This is a genomic window from Mesorhizobium ciceri biovar biserrulae WSM1271 (genome assembly GCF_000185905.1).
GTDB lineage: Bacteria > Pseudomonadota > Alphaproteobacteria > Rhizobiales > Rhizobiaceae > Mesorhizobium > Mesorhizobium ciceri.
Genome location: NC_014923.1, coordinates 908987 through 930996 on the forward strand (window position 1 = coordinate 908987; position 22010 = coordinate 930996).

17 protein-coding genes and 1 pseudogene are annotated in these 22010 nt (G+C 63.4%); 15 read left to right on the forward strand and 3 right to left on the reverse strand.

The genetic code is table 11. From position 1 onward, the window contains the following. Positions 1–218: 218 nt before the first annotated feature. From hemE to rho, 3 genes are all read left to right on the forward strand, one after another. Positions 219–1250, forward strand: coding sequence for a uroporphyrinogen decarboxylase (hemE, locus tag MESCI_RS04320; protein WP_013528730.1), 1032 nt, complete (start codon positions 219–221; stop codon positions 1248–1250). Continuing rightward, on the forward strand, positions 1250–1786 hold the full coding sequence (gene hemJ / locus MESCI_RS04325; RefSeq protein ID WP_013528731.1) for a protoporphyrinogen oxidase HemJ: 537 nt from the start codon (positions 1250–1252) through the stop codon (positions 1784–1786). The genes hemE and hemJ overlap by 1 nt, the downstream gene beginning before the upstream one ends. Positions 1787–2015: 229 nt before the next feature. Beyond that, positions 2016–3281, forward strand: coding sequence for a transcription termination factor Rho (gene rho, locus MESCI_RS04330; protein ID WP_013528732.1), 1266 nt, complete (start codon positions 2016–2018; stop codon positions 3279–3281). A 198-nt stretch (positions 3282–3479) separates the two neighbouring features. Here rho and MESCI_RS04335 read toward each other — a convergent pair. Next, a pseudogene (locus MESCI_RS04335) lies at positions 3480–5498 on the reverse strand (thioredoxin domain-containing protein). 64 nt (positions 5499–5562) lie between these two features. Here MESCI_RS04335 and mnmE point away from each other — a divergent pair. From mnmE to MESCI_RS04370, 7 genes are all read left to right on the forward strand, one after another. Next, positions 5563–6894 carry a tRNA uridine-5-carboxymethylaminomethyl(34) synthesis GTPase MnmE gene (gene mnmE, locus MESCI_RS04340; protein ID WP_013528733.1) on the forward strand — a complete coding sequence of 444 codons (1332 nt, stop codon included), beginning with the start codon at positions 5563–5565 and terminating at the stop codon, positions 6892–6894. A gap of 299 nt (positions 6895–7193) precedes the next feature. Beyond that, complete coding sequence (gene mnmG, locus MESCI_RS04345) at positions 7194–9074, forward strand: tRNA uridine-5-carboxymethylaminomethyl(34) synthesis enzyme MnmG (protein ID WP_013528734.1); 1881 nt, start codon at positions 7194–7196, stop codon at positions 9072–9074. Continuing rightward, on the forward strand, positions 9071–9703 hold the full coding sequence (rsmG, locus tag MESCI_RS04350; RefSeq protein WP_013528735.1) for a 16S rRNA (guanine(527)-N(7))-methyltransferase RsmG: 633 nt from the start codon (positions 9071–9073) through the stop codon (positions 9701–9703). Before mnmG ends, rsmG begins: the two co-directional genes overlap by 4 nt. A 52-nt stretch (positions 9704–9755) precedes the next feature. Further along, the gene (locus MESCI_RS04355; protein ID WP_013528736.1) at positions 9756–10556 is read left to right on the forward strand and encodes a ParA family protein; all 801 of its coding nucleotides are present in this window, start codon (positions 9756–9758) and stop codon (positions 10554–10556) included. A gap of 62 nt (positions 10557–10618) precedes the next feature. After that, the gene (locus MESCI_RS04360; RefSeq protein WP_013528737.1) at positions 10619–11509 is read left to right on the forward strand and encodes a ParB/RepB/Spo0J family partition protein; all 891 of its coding nucleotides are present in this window, start codon (positions 10619–10621) and stop codon (positions 11507–11509) included. A gap of 514 nt (positions 11510–12023) precedes the next feature. Continuing rightward, positions 12024–12650 carry a DUF1326 domain-containing protein gene (locus MESCI_RS04365; RefSeq protein WP_013528738.1) on the forward strand — a complete coding sequence of 209 codons (627 nt, stop codon included), beginning with the start codon at positions 12024–12026 and terminating at the stop codon, positions 12648–12650. A 33-nt stretch (positions 12651–12683) separates the two neighbouring features. Continuing rightward, positions 12684–13472, forward strand: a complete 789-nt coding sequence (locus MESCI_RS04370; RefSeq protein WP_013528739.1) for a DUF2182 domain-containing protein — start codon at positions 12684–12686, stop codon at positions 13470–13472. Between the two features lie 45 nt (positions 13473–13517). On the opposite strand, the gene holA is transcribed toward MESCI_RS04370, so the two are convergent. Further along, a complete protein-coding gene (gene holA, locus MESCI_RS04375; protein ID WP_013528740.1) occupies positions 13518–14561 on the reverse strand; it encodes a DNA polymerase III subunit delta in 1044 nt (347 codons plus the stop codon). 351 nt (positions 14562–14912) lie between these two features. Here holA and MESCI_RS04380 point away from each other — a divergent pair, with 351 nt between their 5' ends. From MESCI_RS04380 to lpdA, 4 genes are all read left to right on the forward strand, one after another. Further along, positions 14913–16145: a 3-methyl-2-oxobutanoate dehydrogenase (2-methylpropanoyl-transferring) subunit alpha gene (locus MESCI_RS04380; protein ID WP_013528741.1), complete on the forward strand. Its 1233-nt coding sequence runs from the start codon at positions 14913–14915 to the stop codon at positions 16143–16145. A gap of 4 nt (positions 16146–16149) precedes the next feature. After that, positions 16150–17163, forward strand: a complete 1014-nt coding sequence (locus MESCI_RS04385) for an alpha-ketoacid dehydrogenase subunit beta (RefSeq protein WP_013528742.1) — start codon at positions 16150–16152, stop codon at positions 17161–17163. A gap of 1 nt (position 17164) precedes the next feature. Further along, on the forward strand, positions 17165–18481 hold the full coding sequence (locus MESCI_RS04390; protein WP_013528743.1) for a dihydrolipoamide acetyltransferase family protein: 1317 nt from the start codon (positions 17165–17167) through the stop codon (positions 18479–18481). A 201-nt stretch (positions 18482–18682) separates the two neighbouring features. After that, positions 18683–20080 (forward strand): dihydrolipoyl dehydrogenase, encoded by a 1398-nt coding sequence (gene lpdA, locus MESCI_RS04395; protein WP_013528744.1) that lies wholly within the window; start codon positions 18683–18685, stop codon positions 20078–20080. Positions 20081–20315: 235 nt separating this feature from the next. On the opposite strand, the gene MESCI_RS04400 is transcribed toward lpdA, so the two are convergent. Further along, positions 20316–21419, reverse strand: coding sequence for a saccharopine dehydrogenase family protein (locus tag MESCI_RS04400; RefSeq protein WP_013528745.1), 1104 nt, complete (start codon positions 21417–21419; stop codon positions 20316–20318). 115 nt (positions 21420–21534) lie between these two features. Here MESCI_RS04400 and MESCI_RS04405 point away from each other — a divergent pair, with 115 nt between their 5' ends. Continuing rightward, positions 21535–21963 (forward strand): Lrp/AsnC family transcriptional regulator, encoded by a 429-nt coding sequence (locus MESCI_RS04405; RefSeq protein ID WP_013528746.1) that lies wholly within the window; start codon positions 21535–21537, stop codon positions 21961–21963. Positions 21964–22010: the final 47 nt, after the last annotated feature.

Sequence of the window (22010 nt, forward strand, 5' to 3'; positions counted from 1 at the left end):
CCGCTCTGCCTAACGCTTTGACTCGATTGATCGATTCCGACCTATCCCCAGAACCCTACATCTGGGAAAAAGAAGCACGCGACAATATGTTGGCTGGTGTTTTCCGGGGCAAAGCGGGACAGGTGGCAATCACCAGAACCAACAGACTCTTAGAATCAGAAGAATCTTAGATATAAGAATCTTTGATTTTAGAAGAGGCCGGGAGAAGCGAGCGCTCGATGCCCCAGAACCGGATCATGCTGGATGTCCTGAAGGGCAAGGCTCATTTTCCGCCTCCGCTCTGGATGATGCGTCAGGCAGGGCGTTATCTGCCGGAGTATCGGGAGACACGCAGGCGAGCAGGCTCGTTCCTCGATCTCTGCTATGATCCAGACCTTGCCGTCGAAGTGACCTTGCAGCCGATCGAGCGCTTCGGCTTCGATGCTTCGATCCTGTTTTCCGATATCCTTGTCGTTCCGCATGCGCTTGGCCGTGACGTCCGTTTCGAAGAGGGCAGAGGGCCGCTGCTGACGCCGATCACCGCGCCGGAGATTCTGGCTCTGGAGGGCAAGGTGTTTCACGTGAATCTTGAACCGGTCTACGAGACGGTTCGCCGGTTGCGGGCCAAATTGCCCGACGAGACAACCCTGATCGGCTTCTGCGGCGCGCCGTGGACGGTGGCGACCTACATGATTGCCGGCCATGGCACGCCCGACCAGGCGCCGGCGCGGCTCTTTGCCTATCGCGAGCCGGTGGCCTTTCAACGATTGCTGAAGGTGCTTGCCGAACATTCGGCCGCCTATCTCATCCGCCAGATCGAGGCGGGCGCGGATGTGGTGCAGATTTTCGATTCCTGGTCCGGCGTGCTGGACGATGAAACTTTCGATTTGTTCTGCGTTCAGCCGATGGCCGAGATCGTTGGCCGGGTGCGGGCGGTTTATCCCGATGTCCCGATCATCGGTTTTCCCAAAGGCGCCGGTTCGCGCTACCGGACCTATCGACAGAAGACCGGCGTGACGGCGCTGGGCATCGACTGGACGGTGCCCCTGATCGCGGCGAAGGAATTGCAGCGCTCGGGTGCGGTTCAGGGCAATCTCGATCCCTTGCGGCTCGTGGCTGGCGGCAAGGCGCTGTCGGATGGCGTCGAGGCGATCCTGAGAGCGCTGGGAGACGGGCCGCTGATCTTCAACCTCGGTCACGGCATCACGCCGGAGACGCCGATCGCCCATGTCGAGGCGATGGTGAAACAGGTGCGGAGCGCGACACGCTGATGGCTCAGATGAACAACACGAACAGCACCGGCCAGGCGTTGATGCGCATGATATCAGGTATCGCCGTGCTGATCGTTTTCACCGCGCTTTTGTATTTCGCGGCACCCGACAGTTTTTACCCCTGGGCCAAGGCGATCCATATCCTCGCCGTCATCTCGTGGATGGCGGGCATGCTCTATCTGCCGCGGCTGCTGGTCTACCACACCGATGCCGAGAAGGGCTCGGTGCAGTCGGAAACCTTCAAGGTGATGGAGCGGCGCCTGCTGCGCGGCATCATCAACCCGGCGATGATCGTCACCTGGGTGTTCGGCCTGTGGCTCGCCTGGAAGGGTTTCGGTTTCCAGGGCGGCTGGCTGCACGCCAAGATCGGAGCGGTGCTTTTGCTGTCGGCCATGCATGGCTATCTGGCCGGTGCGGTGCGCAAATTCGCCGAGGACCGTAATGAAAAACCGGCCAGGCACTGGCGGATGGTCAACGAGATCCCCACATTGCTGATGATCGCAATCGTCATCCTGGTGGTGGTCAAGCCGTTTTGATGCATGTCGTCCAAAAACGGCCAGGAGACTGCGACAGGCATTGATGCGTTTAGGCCTTCATAGGCCATGCAAAACGCAGCTTGCTCTTTCACCCGACCGACGATAAAAGACGGGTCTTCCTTCCCGTCATGCGCCGCCCCTCGTTGTTTTCGGCCGCGCCCGGCATTTGTCGCATCCCGCCGATATTTTCCCAAAGCCTACCCAGACTCCATCTATTCAAGGTCCGTCTATGCAAGAAATGAAACTCGCCGAGTTCAAGAACAAGAAACCGCCAGAGCTGATCGCTTATGCCGAATCGCTCGAGGTCGAAAACGCCAGCGTCATGCGCAAGCAGGAGCTGATGTTTGCGATCCTGAAGAAGCTGGCCGCCCAGGAGATCGAGATCATCGGTGATGGCGTGGTCGAGGTGCTGCAGGACGGTTTCGGCTTCCTGCGCTCCGCCAACGCCAATTACCTGCCAGGTCCCGACGATATCTATATTTCACCGTCGCAGATCCGGCGCTTTTCGCTGAAGACCGGCGATACGGTCGAAGGGCCGATCCGCAGCCCGAAAGAGGGCGAGCGCTATTTTGCTCTGCTCAAGGTCAACACCATCAATTTCGACGATCCCGAGAAGATTCGTCACAAGATCCACTTCGACAATCTAACGCCGCTCTATCCGACCAAGCGGCTGAAGATGGAGATCGAGAATGTCACCACCAAGGACATCTCGGCCCGTGTGATCGACCTGGTGGCGCCGATCGGCAAGGGACAGCGCGCTTTGATCAACGCGCAGCCGCGTACCGGCAAGACGGTTCTGATGCAGAACATCGCCCACTCGATCACCGCCAACCACCCGGAATGCTATCTGATCGTGCTGCTGATCGACGAGCGGCCGGAAGAAGTGACCGACATGCAGCGCTCGGTGAAGGGAGAGGTGATCTCCTCGACCTTCGACGAGCCGGCGGTGCGCCACGTGCAGGTCGCCGAAATGGTCATCGAGAAGGCCAAGCGCCTGGTCGAACATGGCCGCGACGTCGTCATCCTGCTCGATTCGATCACCCGTCTCGGCCGCGCCTACAACACCGTCGTGCCGTCATCCGGCAAGGTGCTGACCGGTGGCGTCGACGCCAACGCGCTGCAGCGGCCGAAGCGCTTCTTCGGCGCCGCCCGCAACATCGAGGAAGGCGGTTCGCTGACCATTATCGCCACCGCGCTGATCGATACCGGCAGCCGCATGGACGAAGTCATCTTCGAAGAGTTCAAGGGCACCGGCAACTGCGAAATCCAGCTCGACCGCAAGGTGGCCGACAAGCGCATCTATCCGGCCATGGACATCCTGAAGTCCGGCACCCGCAAGGAAGACCTGCTGGTTTCCAAGCAGGACCTGCAGAAGATCTTCGTGCTACGCCGCATCCTGGCGCCGATGGGAACCACCGACGCGATCGAGTTCCTGATCGACAAGCTGAAGCAGACCAAGACCAATGCGGATTTCTTCGATTCGATGAACACGTAAGGGGATGGGGTAGCGATCCTTCGCGCCCCCCTCTGCCCTGCCGGGCATCTCCCCTCTAGGGGGAGATTACGCCCTTGGTCGCTTTCGGCAATTATCAACGCCGTGAGGTGAACGGAACAGCGAAGCTGCCGATCTCCCCACTTGAGGGGAGATGGCCGGTAGGCCAGAGGGGGCGTCTCTCGCCGGCGGTTAGCAAAACTATCGCCGTCGCAACAATCGCTCCAGCTCTTCAGCATCCGTCACCGCCGGCAAACAAACCTGCCCCGTGCACAACCATGCACCTGCCTTGTCGGTCGGCGGCAGGATTCCACCGGGTAGCAAGGGTCGATTCGCTGCCGTACCGAACGGCACGACGATGTCGATGCGGCGCGGGTCCGGGTTTCGATTCGCAACCGGAACGAGCTTTGGATCTGTGAACTCATCCACCAACACCAGCTTGAGCGGCTCGATCGCCAGCGCGCAGGCATTGACGATGCCGGCCTGGCCATAAGCCTGCTGCGCCGCGCGGCCGGCGGCATGCTCGGCGACGTGCCAGGCTCTCTCCTGCAGCTCGAGATCGCCGGTGACGGAGGCCAGCCGGACCAGCGCCTCGATGATCTGGCCGGTAGCGGAGGGAATAGCTTCGTCGACATCGCCGCGGATGCGGATCGGCACGTCGGTGCTGTCGGAAGCAGTCAGGTAGTAACCTGTCTTCTCGGCGTCGGCGTGCCAATGCTCGAGCTGCCCGACAAAGTGGCCGGCCTGGTCGACATAGCTCCAATCCCCGGTGGCCTCGAACAGCGAGATCGCGGCGTTGGTCATGGCGGCATAGTCGCTGGACAAAGCCGGGAACAGTTTTCTGGCGCCGAGCATCTAATGCGGCAGACGGCCGTCGCGGCTGCCAGAGCTGATATAGGCAAAGGCCTTTGCCGCCGCATCGATCCAGTCAGGCCGCGCCAGCGCCCGGCCGGCCTCGGCAAGCGCTGCGATCATCTGGCCGTTCCAGTCGATGAGGGTCTTTGCGTCAAGGCCGGGCCTGACCCGCTCTTCCCGGACAGCAAGGAGTTTCGCCTTGAGCGCGCTGATCTCTTCGCGGTGGATCACATATTGCGATTGCTGAGACAGCGTTTGGTGGACGACCGGCTTGCCTTCCCAGCCATGCGGGCTGGAGAGCGTGAAGTGCTTGAAAAACAATGCGGTATCGTCGCCAAGGGCGGCTTCGATCTCGTCGCGGTTCCAAGTGTAGAACAGACCTTCCTCGCCGTCGCTGTCGGCATCGAGACTGGCGGCAAAGGCACCGCCGTCGACGCGCATTTCGCGCAGCAGCCAGCCGATCGTCTCTTCGATTCGCACCCGGAACAATTCATTGCCGCTTGCGGCATAGGCCCAGTTGCAGAAGCGGAGGAGCTGGGCATTGTCGTAGAGCATCTTTTCGAAATGCGGCACCAGCCATTCGGCGTCGGTGGAGTAACGGCTGAGCCCGCCGCCGATGTGGTCGTAGATGCCGCCGCGCAGCATCTGTTCGAGGCTGTTGAGGACGTCGTCGCGATGGGCGGCATTGCCGTCGCGAAGCCAGGACAGCCACAGCGTTTGCATGAACGGCGCGTTGGGAAATTTAGGCGCGCCGCGCAATCCGCCGAGATCACGGTCGATCATGCCGTCGATGCCCTTGGCCAATTCCGCCAGCGTGGCGCGGTCGAGCACGGTTCTGGCATGCGAACCGGCGAGCCGTGCCTCGACATGCGTCGTCAGGCCGTCGGCGCTCTGGTTGAGGCTCGCCCGCTTCTCCCGCCACGCCTTGTCCACCGCCTCCATCACCTGGACAAAACCGGGGCGGCCGTAGCGCGGCTCGCGCGGGAAATAGGTGCCGCCCCAGAACGGCTTGCCGTCCGGGGTCAGGAACATGGTCAGCGGCCAGCCGCCCTGCTCGCCCATCGAGGACAGCGCCGCCATATAGATCTGGTCGATGTCCGGGCGCTCCTCGCGGTCGACCTTGATATTGACGAACAGACGGTTCATGACGGCGGCAACGCCATCGTTTTCGAAGCTTTCATGCGCCATGACATGGCACCAATGGCAGGCGGCATAGCCGACCGAGAGCAGGATCGGCCTATCCAGCGCTTTCGCCTCTTCGAGCGAAGCCGGCGACCAGGCCCGCCAGTGGACGGGATTGCCGCTGTGCTGCTGCAGATAGGGGCTGGCTTCTTCGGCAAGCAGGTTTTGCGCGGGCAGCGTCACTGGGCAAACTCGGGTGCGATTGGCTGATAGGCGTGAAGCTAGGGCGGTTCAGTAGAGCGGGCAAATGATTTCAGGCGATTCCATTGTAGCGCTGTCGAGCGGCCGGCTGCCTGCCGGCGTCGCCGTCATCCGAATTTCCGGCCCGCAGACTCGATTCGTGGTCGAAACGATTGCTGGAACTATGGTTAAGGACCGCGCGGCGGCTCTGCGCCGATTCAGGGCGTCTGACGGGACATTGCTCGATACCGGCCTGGTTGTGTTCTTTCCCGGTCCGGCCAGTTTCACCGGCGAGGATGTCGCGGAATTCCACGTTCATGGCGGCCGTGCCGTTGTGGCAAAAATGCTGGAGACGATGACCGGTTTTGACGGCGTCAGGCACGCGGAACCGGGCGAATTCACGCGTCGCGCTTTTCTGAACGGCAAGGTAGACCTGGTCGAAACCGAGGCGCTGGCGGATCTCGTCAATGCCGAGACGGAGGCGCAGCGGCGCTTCGCGGTGCAGAATGCCGACGGCGTACAGAGCGAACTCTATCTCGGCTGGCGCCGCAGGCTGATCCATGCCCGCGCCATGATCGAGGCCGAGATCGATTTCGCCGACGAGGAAGACGTCCCTGGTTCCGTTTCGGATGCGGTCTGGTCTGATGTCAGAACGATGATCGACGAGATCGACCGGCACATCGCCGGATTTCGCGCCGCCGAGATCATTCGCGACGGCTTTGAGGTCGTCATCCTCGGTGCCCCCAACGCCGGTAAGTCGAGTCTGTTCAACGCCCTGGCGCGGCGCGATGCCGCTATAGTAACGGATGAACCAGGCACGACCCGCGACCTGCTTGAAGTGACACTTGATCTTCAGGGGCTGCGTGTCCGGCTTACGGATACGGCCGGGTTGCGCGATGCGCCGGGGAAGGTCGAGGCGATCGGCATCGAGAAGGCGAGGGCCAAGGCGCATGGCGCCGATCTCTTGCTGTTGCTTCACGACATGGCGAAACCAAGGGATGTCGGTGAGCTGCCGACCGTGGCGCCCACCCTGCTTGTCGGCACCAAGCTTGATCTGATCGACGGCCGTGCAGTGCCCGACGCGACCGCCGACTATGATCTTGTCATCTCGGTGGAGGAGGGGACCGGCGTGGAGGAATTGCTGGCGGAGATTGGCCGGCGCGCGTCGGAGTCAGCCGGCAGCGTCGGCGATGTCCTGCCGTCGCGCCTTCGCCACGTCGAATTGCTTGGCGAGACCAACCGCCATCTGCATCGCGCCACTGACGGCCGGATGAACGAGCAGGAGTTGCGCGCGGAGGAGTTGCGGCTCGCCGCCGATCGCCTCGGCCGAATCGTCGGCGCCATCGACGTCGAGGACATGCTGGACGTGATCTTCTCGCAGTTCTGCATCGGGAAATGACTCACGTGAAACAGGGTCGCTGCGGCGTGAGCTCCCTTTAGATCGTATGTTGCTTTGCTGCATGGCTTCGTGATTTTCGACGAACCCCGAAGGCGGGTAGGCTTCATCTGGGCCACCACCGCGCTGCGCCGCCTGCATGACTCACGTGAAACGTGTCAGGCGGCCCGATGACTCACGTGAAACACTGGGCTGACTAGCGGCGCGGCTGTTTCACGTGAAACTTGTCGCGGAGTTTTCTTGACAGCGTCGCTCCGCAGGGACATGTGTCCCTCATTCTTCTGAGTCCAGGACGTTTGGAAATGACCAATCGCTATGATGTGGTTGTGGTGGGCGGCGGCCACGCGGGTTGCGAGGCGGCCAGCGCTGCCGCGCGCGCCGGCGCCAGGACGGCGCTGGTGACGCTGCGTTTCGACACGATCGGCGTCATGTCGTGCAACCCCGCGATCGGCGGGCTCGGCAAGGGCCACCTGGTGCGCGAGATCGATGCCATGGACGGCCTCATGGGCCGCGTGGCGGATGCGGCCGGCATACAGTTCCGCCTGCTCAACCGCCGCAAAGGCCCTGCGGTGCGCGGCCCGCGTACGCAGGCCGACAGAAAGCTCTATCGCCTTGCCATGCAGGAAGCGATTCGGCAGCAGAACGATCTCGACGTGGTCGAAGGCGAGGTTCTGGACTTCGAGATCGCCGACGGGCAGATCACGGCGGTTCTCCTAGCCGACGGCCGGCGCCTGGTCTGTGGCGCGGTCGTCCTGACGACCGGAACTTTTCTGCGCGGGCTTATCCATATCGGCGAGAAGAAGATCGTCGCCGGCCGCATGAACGAGCAGGCGAGCCTCGGCCTGTCGGCAACGATGGACCGCGCCGGCTTCAAGCTTGGACGGCTGAAGACCGGGACGCCGCCGCGGCTCGATGGCCGGACCATCGACTGGGCGTCGCTGGAAAGCCAGGCGGCGGATGCGGATCCGGTGCCGTTCTCGCTGATGACCGACTGTATCACCACGCCGCAGATCAATTGCGGCATTACGCGGACGACGACCGCGACGCATGAGTTGATACGCGCCAATCTCGGTCGCTCGGCCATGTATTCCGGATCGATCGAAGGCGTTGGGCCGCGCTATTGCCCGTCGATCGAGGACAAGATCGTCAAGTTCGGGGACAGGGACGGGCACCAGATTTTTCTGGAGCCGGAAGGCCTGGACGACGACACCGTCTATCCCAATGGCATTTCGACCTCGCTGCCCGAGGATGTGCAGCTCGACATCTTGAAAACCATTACGGGGCTGGAGCGGGCCGTCATGCTGCAGCCCGGCTATGCCATCGAATATGATCATGTGGATCCGCGCGAGCTGCATCAGACGCTGGAGACGAAGCGCATCAGCGGCCTGTTCCTCGCCGGGCAGATCAACGGCACGACCGGCTATGAGGAAGCGGCCGGGCAAGGCTTGCTTGCCGGCCTCAATGCGGCGCGGCGGGCGGCGGGCAGCGAGCAGATCGTGCTCAGCCGCACCGAGGCCTATATCGGCGTCATGGTCGATGATTTGACCAGCCGGGGCATTGCGGAGCCCTACCGGATGTTCACGTCGCGGGCCGAGTTCCGGCTGTCGCTACGCGCCGACAATGCCGATGAGCGGCTGACGCCCGTGGCTGCGAAGCTTGGCATCGCCTCGGCGCAGCGAATGCGACGCTACGGGGATGTCATGCAGAATCTTGATGAGGCTCGGGAGCTGGCGAAATCGCTCACAATGACGCCCAACGAGGCGGCGCGTCATGGGCTGGAAATCAACCGGGACGGCGTGCGCCGGTCTGGTTACGAATTACTATCCTATCCCGACGTCGACGTGGCCTGGCTGGGACGTATCGATTCGCGATTCGCGGCGATCGACGGCAAGACGGCGGAGCGCCTCGAAACAGAGGCGAAATATTCAGTCTATCTCGATCGCCAGAAGACGGATGTGGCGCAGATCCGGCATGAAGAGAGCCGGCTGATCCCCGAGACGGTCGATTTCGCTGGCGTGCCGGGTCTGTCGAACGAGTTGAAGCAGAAGATGCAGGCGCGGCGGCCGCGCTCCATCGCCGATGCCCAGCGTATGGAAGGCATGACGCCGGCGGCGCTGGCGATCATTGTCGCGCATGTCCGTCACGCGGAGAGCGCCCAGCGCCTACAAAAGGATGTTGCGTGAGTTCTATGACCCTAGCGAGCCTGCAGGACACGGCAGGCCCGGTTTCACGTGAAACATTCGATCGGCTGGTGGCGTTCGAGCAGATGTTCCAGAAGTGGAATCGCAGCATCAATCTGGTGGCGCAATCGACCTCGGGCGACGTCTGGCAGCGTCATATATTGGACAGCGCGCAGCTCGCGCGCATAGAGCCGGCCGCCACACGCTGGGTGGATATCGGCTCAGGCGGCGGATTTCCGGGCCTTGTCATGGCTTTCCTGCTGGCCGAGCGCGACGGCGCCAGCATCGATCTGGTTGAAAGCAATCGCAAAAAAGCATCCTTCCTGCAGACCGTCATTGGGCAGTTCAGCCTGCCGGCGCGGGTGGTGGCGCGCCGCATCGACGACAGTCATGCGCTTGTTTCGACGCCGCAGATCGTCACGGCGCGGGCGCTGGCTCCGCTTTCGACGTTGCTGGACCTGTCGGCGCCCTGGCTGATTTCAGGCGCGCGCGGCCTGTTCCACAAAGGCCGGGATTACCGCACCGAAGTGCAAGAAAGCGTTCACCGATGGTCCTTCGATCTGGTAGAACATCCCAGTGTGACCGACGCTGGCGGCGTCATCCTGGAATTGTCCAACCTGCGACCTGTCTGATCCGTCACTGACAGGCGATTTGGCGCCCAAAATGAATTTCTGGCATAAACCTATGATGAAGAATGGCCCCCGAATCATCACCGTAGCCAACCAGAAAGGCGGCGTCGGCAAGACAACCACCGCCATCAATCTGGCGACCGCGCTGGCCGCGATCGGCGAAAAGGTGCTGATCGTCGATCTCGATCCGCAGGGAAATGCCAGCACCGGCCTCGGCATCGACCGCAAGGATCGGACGGTCTCGTCCTATGACGTGCTGACCGGCGAGCTGGAGCTGGAGGCCGCGGCCATCCCGACGGCGGTGCCCGGCCTGTCTATCGTGCCGTCGACGCTCGACCTGCTCGGCATCGAAATGGAGATCGCCTCCGCGCCCGACCGCGTGCTGAAGCTGCGCAATGCGTTGCGCGCCGCGACCGAGCGCGGCGCACCTTTCGGCTATGTGCTGATCGACTGCCCGCCCTCGCTCAACCTTTTGACTTTGAATTCAATGGCTGCGGCTGATTCTGTTCTTGTGCCGCTGCAATGCGAGTTCTTCGCGCTCGAAGGTCTCAGCCAATTGCTGGAGACGGTCGAGCAGGTGCGCCGCTCGATCAATCCGGATCTCACCATCCAAGGCATCGTGCTGACCATGTATGACGGCCGCAACAATCTCGCCAACCAGGTGGTGCAGGATGTGCGGGCGCATATGGGCGACAAGGTCTACGAGACCGTCATCCCGCGCAATGTGCGGGTGTCCGAGGCGCCGTCCTACGGCAAGCCGGCGATCCTTTACGATCTGAAATGCTCGGGCAGCCAGGCCTATCTGCAACTGGCGTCGGAAGTGATCCGCCGCGAGCGCAAGTTACGCGCCGCTTGATTAGACTCCCTGCAAATTAAGAGCCGATTCGATACCGAAACGATCCGGAACCTGGAATAAAGATGAGCGAAGACCTTTCGAGAAAGAGACTGGGGCGTGGGCTGGCGGCGCTGATCGGCGAGATCGATCGCCCAGCTGCGCCTGAAAAACCAGGCATGAGCGCCGACGGCAAGGTGCCGATCGAGTTCCTGACCCCCAATCCGAAGAATCCGCGGCGGCATTTCGGCGACGCCGAGCTGACCGACCTTGCCCAGTCGATCCGCGAACACGGCGTCGTCCAGCCGGTGGTGGCGCGCCCTTCGCCGGCACAGGCCGGCCGTTACGAGATCATCGCCGGCGAGCGGCGCTGGCGGGCGGCACAGCGCGCCGGGCTGTCCGAGATCCCGGTCATCATCCGCGAGGTCAACGACCGCACCGCGCTCGAGCTGGCGATCATCGAAAACGTCCAGCGCACCGACCTCAATGCGGTCGAGGAAGCACTTGGCTACCAGCAGCTGATCGATGAGCACGGCTACACCCAGGCCGATCTCGGCCAGGTGATCGGCAAGAGCCGCAGCCATGTCGCCAACACGCTCAGGCTCCTGAAGCTGCCGGACGTGATCCGCGACATGCTGGTCGACGGCGCGCTGTCGGCGGGCCATGCCCGCACGCTGGTGACGGCGGAAGATCCGGCCGGCCTTGCCAAGCGTATCGTCGAAGAGGGCCTTTCGGTACGCCAGGCCGAAGCGCTGGCCCAGATACCGGCCGGCACCAGCAGCACCAAGGAAGCCAAGCCGGCGCCAAGTCCGGAGCAAAAGGACGCCGATACGCTGGCGCTGGAAAAGCTGTTGACCGATACGATCGGCATGATTGTGTCAGTGGATCACAAGGGCAAGGGCGGCACTTTGCGGGTTTCATACCGGTCGCTGGAGCAGCTTGATGAGCTGTGCAGAAGGCTGAAGCAGGAACGTTAGTTAGCCGGCGAAGTATATTGAGACCGGAGATTGCGCATGTGGAAAGGGCTGGCCGTTTGGCCGGCCTTTTCCTTTTGGGGCGCTGGTGATTGGCGAAATCGGTGACGCCGCGAATCTCCCTCCTTGAGGGGAGATGGCCGGCAGGCCAGAGGGGGTCGCCCCACATCAAGCGCCGGGCCCCTGCGGGAACGAAGAAGAGGTCAGCGCCCCACGCGCGGCGGCCCCCTCTGTCGCCTTCGGCGACATCTCCCCCCCTCGAGGGGGAGATCAGGCTCGCTCCCCAGCCTCGCGCTCTCAACCGCGATCCCAAGCAGCGCCTGCCGCCAGCCCTGCCGCTCGCGGCTTGACAGTGCCAGGCAACGGCGTAACCTATATTAGATATGGCTTAAATTATCTGCCCTAGCGTGCCGGTCAGTCGAGGCGGGGGCTATTTGCCGTTCCTACAACAGTCGTGAAATGGCACCGCCCCGCCAATGCGATATGCCGACGCGCCTGACGCAAGTGGGAGGTGCAAATGGCAGTCCGTTGGCAATTGTCCGGAAGTTACTTCGAAAATTGTAGCTGCGATGTCGTATGTCCTTGTCTGCTGTCCACCCGCGCGCAGCTGACATCGAAGCCGACGAAAGGTGTTTGCGACGTCGGTCTGGTCTTTCATATCAATACGGGCAACTACGGCGACGTTCGATTGGATGGGCTCAGTGTCGCGATGGTCGCTCACACGCCGGGTCCTATGGCAAACGGCAATTGGACGGCCGCCGCCTATATCGACGAACGGGCCGATGACAGGCAAACAGAGGCGCTAGGTGCCATCTTCACCGGCGCTGCGGGCGGCCCTATGGCGGTGCTGGCACCGATGATTGGCACGAATCTTGGCGCCAAGAAGGTGCCGATAAGCTACCGGATAGACGGCAAGAAGCGGTCGGCGGAGATTGCGGGCGTCATGCAGATGGCGGTCGAGCCGCTGCCGACAATGCGCGAGGACGGGCAGATGTGGGCGGCTACCGGCCATCCTGTCAATCCCGATTGGCTCGCCCTGGCGATGGGGGCGGAAGGCAGTACATTCAGCGATCATGGCATGAGCTGGGACAATTCCCGCCGAAACGGACATTACGCCCCGATCAATTGGTCTGGGCAGCAGTAGCCGTTGGCAGCGTAGCACGGAACGACCTCGTCCATGGCCCCGACGTTGCAGCGATACATCATTCTCGCGCTGCTGATCGCTATCGCTGCGGCGGCGTGGACCCTGCTTGTCTGGCAGCAGATGGGCATGGACGCGGACATGCGCATGGAAATGTACGCACTCACCATGGGTATGAAGGCGCCGCTGTTTCTTGCCATCTGGATGATCATGATGATTGCCATGATGTTTCCGACGGCCGCGCCCATGATCTTGACGTTTCACCAGGTCCAGGCCGGCAAACAGAGCCGGGGCGAGACCTTTGTCTCGAGCTGGGTGTTCGTGGCCGGGTATATGCTGGTTTGGGGCGTGATGGGCGTTATCGCCTTTGCCGGTGCGGCGGGTGCGGAGATGCTTGCCGGGCATGTGGGATTGTCCGCTGCGACGGCCGCGCGTATCGGCGGCGCGCTGCTGATGATTGGGGGCGCCTATCAACTCTCCCCACTGAAAGATCTGTGTCTGGCCAAATGCCGCACGCCGATTGGCTTCATCCTGACCTCATGGCGCGATGGTTATTGGGGTGCGGTTCGCATGGGCCTGGAGCATGGACTTTTTTGCCTGGGCTGCTGCTGGCTTTTGTTTCTCGCCCTCTTTCCTCTCGGGATCATGAACGTCGCCGCAATGGCCGTGGTCACCTTGCTGATCTTTGCGGAAAAGACCCTCCCGTCAGGAGGTGGGATCGCAAAGGTGTCGGGTATCGCTCTGCTTCTTTACGGCGCGGCGGTGCTGGTCTTTCCACAGGCGCTGCCAACCTTCCAGCAGGTGGGCGCCATGACAATGAATTGACCGATGGAGGCAGCGCTCGGTGCCGAGAAGAGGAGGATCGCTCTCCTACCTCTGCGCCAACCTGCTGCTCTCCACCGCAATGCCAAGCAGCGCCTGTCTTGCCAGCGCCACGGAAAGATCCGGCCGCCGCCTGGTCTGCAGCACCGCCGTCTGCAGCCGGGTCAGTGCGCGGCCGAGCGCTTCGGTGCTCCAGCGTTCCAGCGCTTTCTCCACCAGCTTGCGCCTGGAGAAAAACACCGGCGGGCGGGCGGCGGCAACGACCGAGGCGGCGTTGCGGTTGCCGGACTCCATCTGGCCGCGCATGATTTGGATCTGCTGCAACTGCCGCATTGCCGAGGACAGCACCAGGAAGGGCTGGCCGCCGGACTGGCAATGGCGGGTGAAGGCGGTGTCGAAGTCGCCGATCTTGCCTTCGAGAAGCGCGTCGACCGCGTCGTCGAAAGACGCGCCGGAGACATCACCTGACATCGCTTTGACCTCCTCCAGGCCGATCTCGGTCTGGCCATGGGCGTAGAGCACAAGCTTCTCGATCTCACCGCGCGAGGCCAGCCGGTCGCCGCCGAGATTGCGGCGCAGCGCCTGTCTCGCCTCCATGGTCATCGACATGCCGGCCCTGCCCAGTTCGCCGTCGATGACGGTGTCGATGTCGCGGGCTTCATCGGCATAGCAAGGCAGGGCCATGGCGTTGTCGGCCGCCTCGACGATGGCGCGCAGGCCGACACCTTTCTTGAGGTCGCCGGCCTCGATGAGAATGATCGCATCGCGCGCGGGCTCCGCCGTCAGCGCCTTGACGTCATCGGCCAATGCTTTCTGGCCGCTGGCATTGCGCACCCACAGCAGGCGCCGGTCGGAAAACATCGGCACGGTGCGGGCCTCGTCGAGCAGCCGGCCCTCGTCGCGGTCGACCTCCGAACCTTCCAGCCTGACCACCGAGAAGGGATCGTCGAGCGGCAGGCCGGTCTTGCCGGCAAAGGCCTTTGCTCGCTCGGAGACAAGGCCGCGATCGGGGCCGTAAAGCAGGACGATGGAGATCCGCTGGTCCGGCTTCGCGAGCCAGCCATCGACCTCATATGCTTTCTTCTGTGCCATGGCGGGTTGGTTAGCATGATGTGGGGGCGGCATCCAGCTTGGGCGAACGGTCGACCCCCACTCCGTCGAGCTTCGCTCGACACCTCTCCCCCGATCGACGGGGGAGAGGAAGGGCGCGAGTTCGTCGACCAATCACCTTATCTGCCGGCAAACCTCGCCCAACCTTCTCTCTAATTGCGCGCCACTGCCCAACATCGACAAGAAATTTCGCGGACATATCTTCATCTTGGGTGCGGGAGGCTGGATCGGCCGGCGCGGCCGGGACCGACGTCCGCAGGCTACCCGACGAATTCGCACTGGCGGCGCAGATATGCAAATATCTGTTCCGGGCAACATTGGAGGACAAAGGTCATGGCCGATGCTGGGATGTTGCGGTTTCATGTTCCGGAACCGGAAGTGCGGCCGGGCGGAACGCCTGACTTTTCCAATGTGCCGATCCCCAAGGCCGGCTCGGTGCCGCGCCCGGAGATCGATGTCGATCCGCGCACCATCCGCGATCATGCCTTCTCGATCATCCGCGTGCTGAACCGCACGGGCGAGGCCGTCGGCCCGTGGGCCGGCCTGCTGTCCAGCGACGAGCTTCTCACCGGCCTGCGCCACATGATGACGCTGCGGACCTTCGATGCGCGCATGCAGATGGCGCAGCGGCAGGGCAAGACCTCGTTCTACATGCAGCATCTGGGCGAAGAGGCTGTGGCTTGCGCCTTCCGCAAGGCACTGGCGCCGGGCGACATGAACTTTCCGACCTATCGCCAGGCCGGGCTGCTGATTGCCGATGGCTACCCGATGGTCACGATGATGAACCAGATCTATTCCAACGAAGCCGACCCGCTGAAGGGCCGGCAATTGCCGGTCATGTATTCGTCAAAGGAGCACGGCTTCTTCTCGATCTCCGGCAATCTGGCGACGCAGTACATCCAGGCGGTCGGCTGGGCGATGGCCTCGGCGATATCGAACGATTCGCGCATCGCAGCCGCGTGGATCGGCGACGGCTCGACGGCCGAGTCCGATTTCCACTCGGCGCTGGTGTTCGCCTCCACCTACAAGGCGCCGGTCGTGCTCAATGTCGTCAACAACCAGTGGGCAATCTCGACCTTTCAAGGCATCGCGCGCGGCGGTTCGGGCACGTTCGCGGCGAGGGGCCTCGGCTTCGGCATCCCGTCATTGCGCGTCGACGGCAACGACTATCTCGCCGTCCACGCCGTGGCCAAATGGGCGGCGGAGCGGGCGCGCAGCAATCTCGGGCCGACGCTGGTCGAATATGTCACCTACCGTGCCGGCGCACATTCGAGCTCGGACGACCCGTCCGCCTACCGGCCGAAGACCGAATCCGACGCCTGGCCGCTCGGCGACCCGATCGTGCGGCTGAAGAACCATCTCATCGCGCTCGGCGTCTGGTCGGACGAGCGGCACGCGCAGGCCGAGGCGGAAATCCTCGACACGGTTATCGCGGCGCAGAAGGAAGCCGAAGGCCACGGCACGCTGCATGCCGGCGGCAAGCCGTCGACGCGCGACATGTTCGAAGGGCTCTACGCCGAAATGCCGCCGCATCTCAGACGCCAGCGCCAACAGGCGGGAGTCTGAAGCCATGCCGAGACGGACCATGATCGAGGCCATTCGCGATGCCATGGATGTGTCGATGGGGCGCGACGAGAAAGTCGTCGTGTTCGGCGAGGATGTCGGCTTCTTCGGTGGCGTCTTCCGCTGCACGCAGGGCTTGCAGGCCAAATACGGCAAGAGCCGCTGCTTCGATGCGCCGATCAACGAATCCGGCATTGTCGGCTCGGCCATCGGCATGGCCGCCTATGGGTTGAAGCCGTGCGTGGAAATTCAGTTTGCCGACTACATGTACCCGGCCTACGACCAGCTGACCCAGGAAGCGGCACGGCTGCGCTACCGCTCCAACGGCGATTTCACCTGCCCGATCGTGGTGCGCATGCCGACCGGCGGCGGCATTTTTGGCGGCCAGACGCACAGCCAGAGCCCTGAGGCGCTGTTCACCCATGTGTCGGGGCTGAAGACGGTGGTGCCGTCCAACCCGCACGACGCCAAGGGGCTTTTGATCGCGGCGATCGAGGATCCGGATCCGGTGATTTTCCTCGAGCCGAAGCGGCTCTACAACGGTCCGTTCGATGGTCATCACGACCGGCCGGTGACGCCCTGGTCGAAGCATGAGCTGGGCGAGGTGGCCGACGGCCACTACACGGTGCCGCTCGGCAAGGCGGCGATCCGCAGGGCAGGCTCGGCCCTCACCGTGCTCGCCTACGGCACCATGGTCTATGTCGCGCAGGCGGCTGTCGAAGAAACCGGCATCGATGCCGAGATCATCGACCTCAGGACCCTGCTGCCGCTCGATCTCGATACGATCGTCGCCTCGGTGAAAAAGACCGGGCGCTGCGTCATCGTGCATGAGGCGACGCTGACCTCGGGCTTCGGCGCCGAGCTGTCGGCGCTGGTGCAGGAAAACTGTTTCTATCACCTCGAAGCGCCGGTTGCTCGCGTTGCCGGCTGGGACACGCCCTATCCGCATGCGCAGGAGTGGGATTATTTTCCCGGTCCCGCCCGCGTTGGCCGTGCCTTGCTTGAAACCATGGGAGCCTGAGATGGGCGAACACATCATCAAGCTACCCGATGTCGGCGAAGGCGTCGCCGAGGCCGAGCTGGTCGAATGGCACGTCAAGGTCGGCGATATCGTCCGCGAGGACACTGTGCTCGCCGCCGTCATGACCGACAAGGCGACGGTTGAAATCCCCTCGCCGGTCGATGGCGAGATCCTGTGGCTGGGCGCCGAGATCGGCGACACGGTGGCCATCGGTTCTCCCATCGTGCGGCTGAAGGTGGCGGGCGAGGGCAACGCCAAGCCGCAAGGCGCCGAAGCGGAAGCGGTGTCCGCTGAGCCTCCGGCAAAACTTCCGACGCCGAAGCCCGAGGCTGCTGCGCCGGTCGTGAAGACATCGCCAAAGAGCGACGAGCCCAAGGCGAAACCGGCAGCCTCACAGAAAAGCACGGCGCAGCCTTCCGTCCCCGGCGCGCCGCGGCCTGCAGGCGAAAGACCGCTGGCGTCGCCGGCCGTTCGTCTGCGGGCAAAAGAAGCCGGCATCGATCTCAGGCAGGTTGCCGGATCCGGTCCGGCCGGTCGCATCGGCCATGAGGACATCGAAGCGTTCCTGGCGCGCGGGCCGCAGGTCGCAAAGGCATCCGGCCTCGCCCGCAACGATGCTGTGCAGGATATCAAGGTGGTCGGCTTGCGGCGCAAGATCGCCGAGAAGATGTCGCTGTCCAAATCGCGCGTTCCGCACATCACCTATGTCGAGGAGATCGACGTCACCGCACTGGAGGAATTGCGCGCGGCGCTCAACAAGGAGAAGCGTCCTGGCGTGGAGCGGCCGAAACTGACGCTGCTGCCGTTCCTGATGCGGGCGATGGTCAAGGCGATCGCGGACCAGCCCAATCTCAACTCCCTGTTCGACGACGAGGCCGGCATCGTCCATCAGCATGGCGGCATCCATATCGGCATCGCCGCACAGACGCCGTCGGGGCTGGTGGTTCCGGTGGTCAAGCACGCCGAGGCGCGCGACATCTGGGATTGCGGCGCCGAGGTCATCAGGCTGGCCGAGGCGGCCAAGTCCGGCACGGCAACACGCGACGAGCTGTCCGGCTCGACCATCACCATCACCTCGCTCGGCGCCATGGGCGGCGTGGCGACGACGCCGGTCATCAACCATCCGGAAGTGGCGATCGTCGGCGTCAACAAGATGATGGTGCGGCCGGTGTGGGACGGCACCCAGTTCATGCCGCGCAAGATGATGAACCTGTCGTCGAGCTTCGACCATCGGGTGATCGATGGGTGGGATGCGGCAGTGTTCATCCAGCGGATCAAGACGCTGCTGGAAACGCCGGCGCTGATTTTCGTGGATTGAGGGGATGAGAACGGTCGCAAGGGCCCCCTCACCCGGATTGCCAAAACCGAATTGCGAAGGGCAATTCGGGGCAATCCGACCTCTCCCCGAGGGGAGAGGAGGTCGCCGGCGTCTGTGCTCGCCTCTTCTCCCCACCGGGGAGAAGGTGGCCGCGAAGCGGCCGGATGAGGGGGCCTTCGCCACCAGAAAGAGCGTGCCATCATGAAAGAAATCTCCTGCAAGCTGCTCGTCATCGGCGCCGGGCCCGGCGGCTATGTCTGCGCTATTCGGGCCGGACAGCTCGGCGTCGATACGGTGATCGTCGAGGCCGGCAAGCCGGGCGGCACCTGCCTCAATGTCGGCTGCATCCCGTCCAAGGCGCTGATCCATGCGGCGGAGGAGTTCGAGAAGGTGTCGCACATGGCGGGCGGCAAGAGCCCGCTCGGCATTTCGGTCACCGCGCCGACGCTCGATCTTGCCCGGACCGTCGCCTGGAAGGACGGCATCGTCAGCCGGCTCAACAGTGGCGTCGCCGGCCTGCTCAAGAAGGCAGGCGTGAAAACCGTGCATGGCTGGGCGAGCTTTCGCGACGGCAAGACGGTCGCGGTCGAGACCGAGACGGGCGTGCAGGTGATCCGGGCCGAAACGATCGTCATCGCCTCCGGTTCGGCGCCGGTGGAGCTGCCGTTCCTGCCGTTTGGCGGTCGGGCGATTTCGTCCACCGAGGCGCTGGCGCTCAGCGACGTGCCGAAAAAGCTCGCGGTCGTCGGTGGCGGCTATATTGGGCTGGAACTCGGCATGGCATTTGCCAAGATGGGCGCTGAGGTGACCGTGATCGAGGCCTTGCCGCGCGTGCTGGCGCAGTATGATGCGGAGCTGACCCGGCCGGTGGTCAAGCGGCTCACCGCGCTCGGCGTCGAGGTGATGCTGGGCGCCAAGGCCAAGGGGCTTTCAACCAAGGGTGACGCGTTGCTGGTCGAGACCTCGGACGGCAAAAGCGCCAAGGTCGCCGCCGAAAAAATCCTGGTCACGGTCGGGCGCAAGCCGGTGACCGAAGGCTGGGGGCTCGAGCAGATCGACCTCGACATGGCCGGCAAATTCATCCGCATCGACGACCAGTGCCGCACCTCGATGCGCGGCATCTTCGCCATTGGCGACGTCACCGGCGAGCCGATGCTGGCGCACCGGGCGATGGCGCAGGGCGAGATGGTCGCCGAGATCGTTGCCGGCCACAAGCGCAGCTGGGACAAGCGTTCGATACCCGCCGTTTGCTTCACCGATCCCGAACTGGTGACCGCTGGTCTTTCGCCGGAAGAAGCCAAGGCGCTCGGCGGCGAGATCAAGATCGGCATGTTCCCGTTCGCGGCCAACGGCCGGGCGATGACGAAGCTGGGCGAGGACGGCTTTGTCCGCGTCTTGGCCCGCGCCGACAACCATCTGGTGCTCGGCATCCAGGCGGTCGGGCAGGGCGTGTCGGAACTGGCGGCGGCGTTCGGGCTGGCGCTGGAGATGGGCGCGCGGCTGGAGGACATCGCCGGCACCATCCATGCCCATCCGACGCAGGGCGAAGGGTTCCAGGAAGCAGCGCTGAAGGCGCTGGGACACGCGCTGCATATTTAATTCGCGATGGCGCAAAAGCGGTGATGCCGGCGGGACAGCGCCCCCCTCTGTTCTGCCGGACATCTCCCCCTCAAGGGGGGAGATTGGCAGTTTCGGGCAACCTGCCTCTTCCAAAACTTTCAAAAATTGGCGAAATCTAAGATGACAGCCGATCTCCCCCCTAGAGGGGGAGATGCCCGGCAGGGCAGAGGGGGGCACTGTCCCGCCCGCCTCTCCACAAGAGAGACACGCCGCCTCACCCCGCCAGCCGACTCACCATTTCGTGCTGGGCAAAGGCGCGGCCAAAACGGTTGGCTAGAAACGCGTCCAGCGCGATGTCTTCCTGCTTGATGAAGCCGGTCGCCGGCAGGCTGCCGTCGGCCAGCATGTCGAGCACGGCGCAGATGCCGGACGCCGTGGTGATCTGGATGGCGCTGCGCACCACCTGGCCGACACGCTGGGAATAGACCTTGTTGGCGTAGGTCTCCTGCAGCAGGCGGCCGTTCTTGCGGCCGGAGACGGTGACGAAGACGATGACGACGTCCTGCAATGTCGCCGGCAGGGCGCTTTCAAAAATGTCCTTCAGCACCTCGCGGCGATGGCGCAGGCCGAGGTCGTTGAGCAGCGCCTTCATGATCGCGGCGTGACCGGGGTAGCGGATGGTGCGGTAGTTGAGCGTGCGCACCTTGCCCTTCAGCGTCTCGGCCAGCGTGCCGAGCCCGCCGGAGGTGTTGAATGCCTCGTAAGTGACGCCGTCGAGCGAGAACTCCTCGCGCTCCTCCAGTGGCGGCACCTCGACCAGCTCGCCCTCGACGATCGCCTCGCAGGGCTCGCAATATTCGTTGATGACGCCGTCGGTGCTCCAGGTCAGATTGTAGTTCAGCGCATTGGAGGGATATTGCGGCAAAGCGCCGACGCGCATGCGCACGCTTTCCAGAGAATCGAAGCGGCTGGCGAGATCGTTGGCGACGATCGAGATGAAGCCCGGCGCCAGGCCGCATTGCGGAATGAAGGCGCTTCTGCCCGAACGCGCCAGTTCCTTGACGCGGCGGGTCGAGACGACATCCTCGGTCAGGTCGAGATAGTGCACGCCGGCACTGGCGGCCGCCTCGGCGATGCGGGTGGTCAGATGTAAGGGAGCGGCGCTGAGCACCGCGAATTTGCCGGCGAGTGCGGCTTCAAGCGTGCCGGACGCTTCGATGTCGAGCTCCAGCGTCGCAACCGTGGCCGGGACTTCGGCAGCAGCGAGCTGTGCTGCCGAGCGGTCGACGAGCGTGACCTGATAATCTCCCGTGGCGGCGAGCATCTCGGCAATGGTCGAGCCGATCTTGCCGGCGCCGACAACGACAATTTTCTTCATGACAAATCCCTCACTGGTTGTGAGCACAGATTCGCAGCTTGCCCGTCGAAAGGAAGCGTGGTTCTGTACGAAACGAACCCATTGATTGGTCAGTCCGCCGAGAAGAATCGTCGAAATGCTCAGCGATGCCGAACAGACCCTGCTTTCGCTGCTGCGCGAGAATGCGCGCGCCTCGACCGCCGAGCTGGCGCGGCGGCTTGGCGTCTCGCGGACAACCGTGCAGAGCCGGATCGAACGGCTGGAGCAGCGCGGCATCATATCAGGCTACGGCGTGCGGCTGGCGCCGGATTATGAGCAGGGGCTGGTGCGGGCGCATGTGCTGCTCACCGTGACGCCCAAGCTTGCCGACAAGGTGGTGCGCGGCCTGCGCGGTTTGGCGACGGTCCGGACGCTGCATTCGGTCAGCGGCAATTTCGATATGATCGTCATCGTCGACGCGCCATCGATCCGCGACCTCGACATGCTGCTCGACCAGATCGGCGCCATGGATGGAGTCGAGCGGACGCTGTCATCGATCATCCTGTCGACGCGGATAGATAGGTGAGGGGACCTCTCAACCCAAGCTGGGCTTGAACAGCACCAGCCGTTTCG

What these genes read in the sequence shown, in the direction of transcription:
- hemE (WP_013528730.1), top strand. Translation starts at nt 219, where the DNA reads ATGCCCCAGAACCGGATCATGCTGGATGTCCTGAAGGGCAAGGCTCAT.
- hemJ (WP_013528731.1), top strand. Translation starts at nt 1,250, where the DNA reads ATGGCTCAGATGAACAACACGAACAGCACCGGCCAGGCGTTGATGCGC.
- rho (WP_013528732.1), top strand. Translation starts at nt 2,016, where the DNA reads ATGCAAGAAATGAAACTCGCCGAGTTCAAGAACAAGAAACCGCCAGAG.
- mnmE (WP_013528733.1), top strand. Translation starts at nt 5,563, where the DNA reads ATGATTTCAGGCGATTCCATTGTAGCGCTGTCGAGCGGCCGGCTGCCT.
- mnmG (WP_013528734.1), top strand. Translation starts at nt 7,194, where the DNA reads ATGACCAATCGCTATGATGTGGTTGTGGTGGGCGGCGGCCACGCGGGT.
- MESCI_RS04355 (WP_013528736.1), top strand. Translation starts at nt 9,756, where the DNA reads ATGATGAAGAATGGCCCCCGAATCATCACCGTAGCCAACCAGAAAGGC.
- MESCI_RS04360 (WP_013528737.1), top strand. Translation starts at nt 10,619, where the DNA reads ATGAGCGAAGACCTTTCGAGAAAGAGACTGGGGCGTGGGCTGGCGGCG.
- MESCI_RS04365 (WP_013528738.1), top strand. Translation starts at nt 12,024, where the DNA reads ATGGCAGTCCGTTGGCAATTGTCCGGAAGTTACTTCGAAAATTGTAGC.
- MESCI_RS04370 (WP_013528739.1), top strand. Translation starts at nt 12,684, where the DNA reads ATGGCCCCGACGTTGCAGCGATACATCATTCTCGCGCTGCTGATCGCT.
- holA (WP_013528740.1), bottom strand. Translation starts at nt 14,561, where the DNA reads ATGGCACAGAAGAAAGCATATGAGGTCGATGGCTGGCTCGCGAAGCCG.
- MESCI_RS04380 (WP_013528741.1), top strand. Translation starts at nt 14,913, where the DNA reads ATGGCCGATGCTGGGATGTTGCGGTTTCATGTTCCGGAACCGGAAGTG.
- MESCI_RS04385 (WP_013528742.1), top strand. Translation starts at nt 16,150, where the DNA reads ATGCCGAGACGGACCATGATCGAGGCCATTCGCGATGCCATGGATGTG.
- MESCI_RS04390 (WP_013528743.1), top strand. Translation starts at nt 17,165, where the DNA reads ATGGGCGAACACATCATCAAGCTACCCGATGTCGGCGAAGGCGTCGCC.
- lpdA (WP_013528744.1), top strand. Translation starts at nt 18,683, where the DNA reads ATGAAAGAAATCTCCTGCAAGCTGCTCGTCATCGGCGCCGGGCCCGGC.
- MESCI_RS04400 (WP_013528745.1), bottom strand. Translation starts at nt 21,419, where the DNA reads ATGAAGAAAATTGTCGTTGTCGGCGCCGGCAAGATCGGCTCGACCATT.
- MESCI_RS04405 (WP_013528746.1), top strand. Translation starts at nt 21,535, where the DNA reads ATGCTCAGCGATGCCGAACAGACCCTGCTTTCGCTGCTGCGCGAGAAT.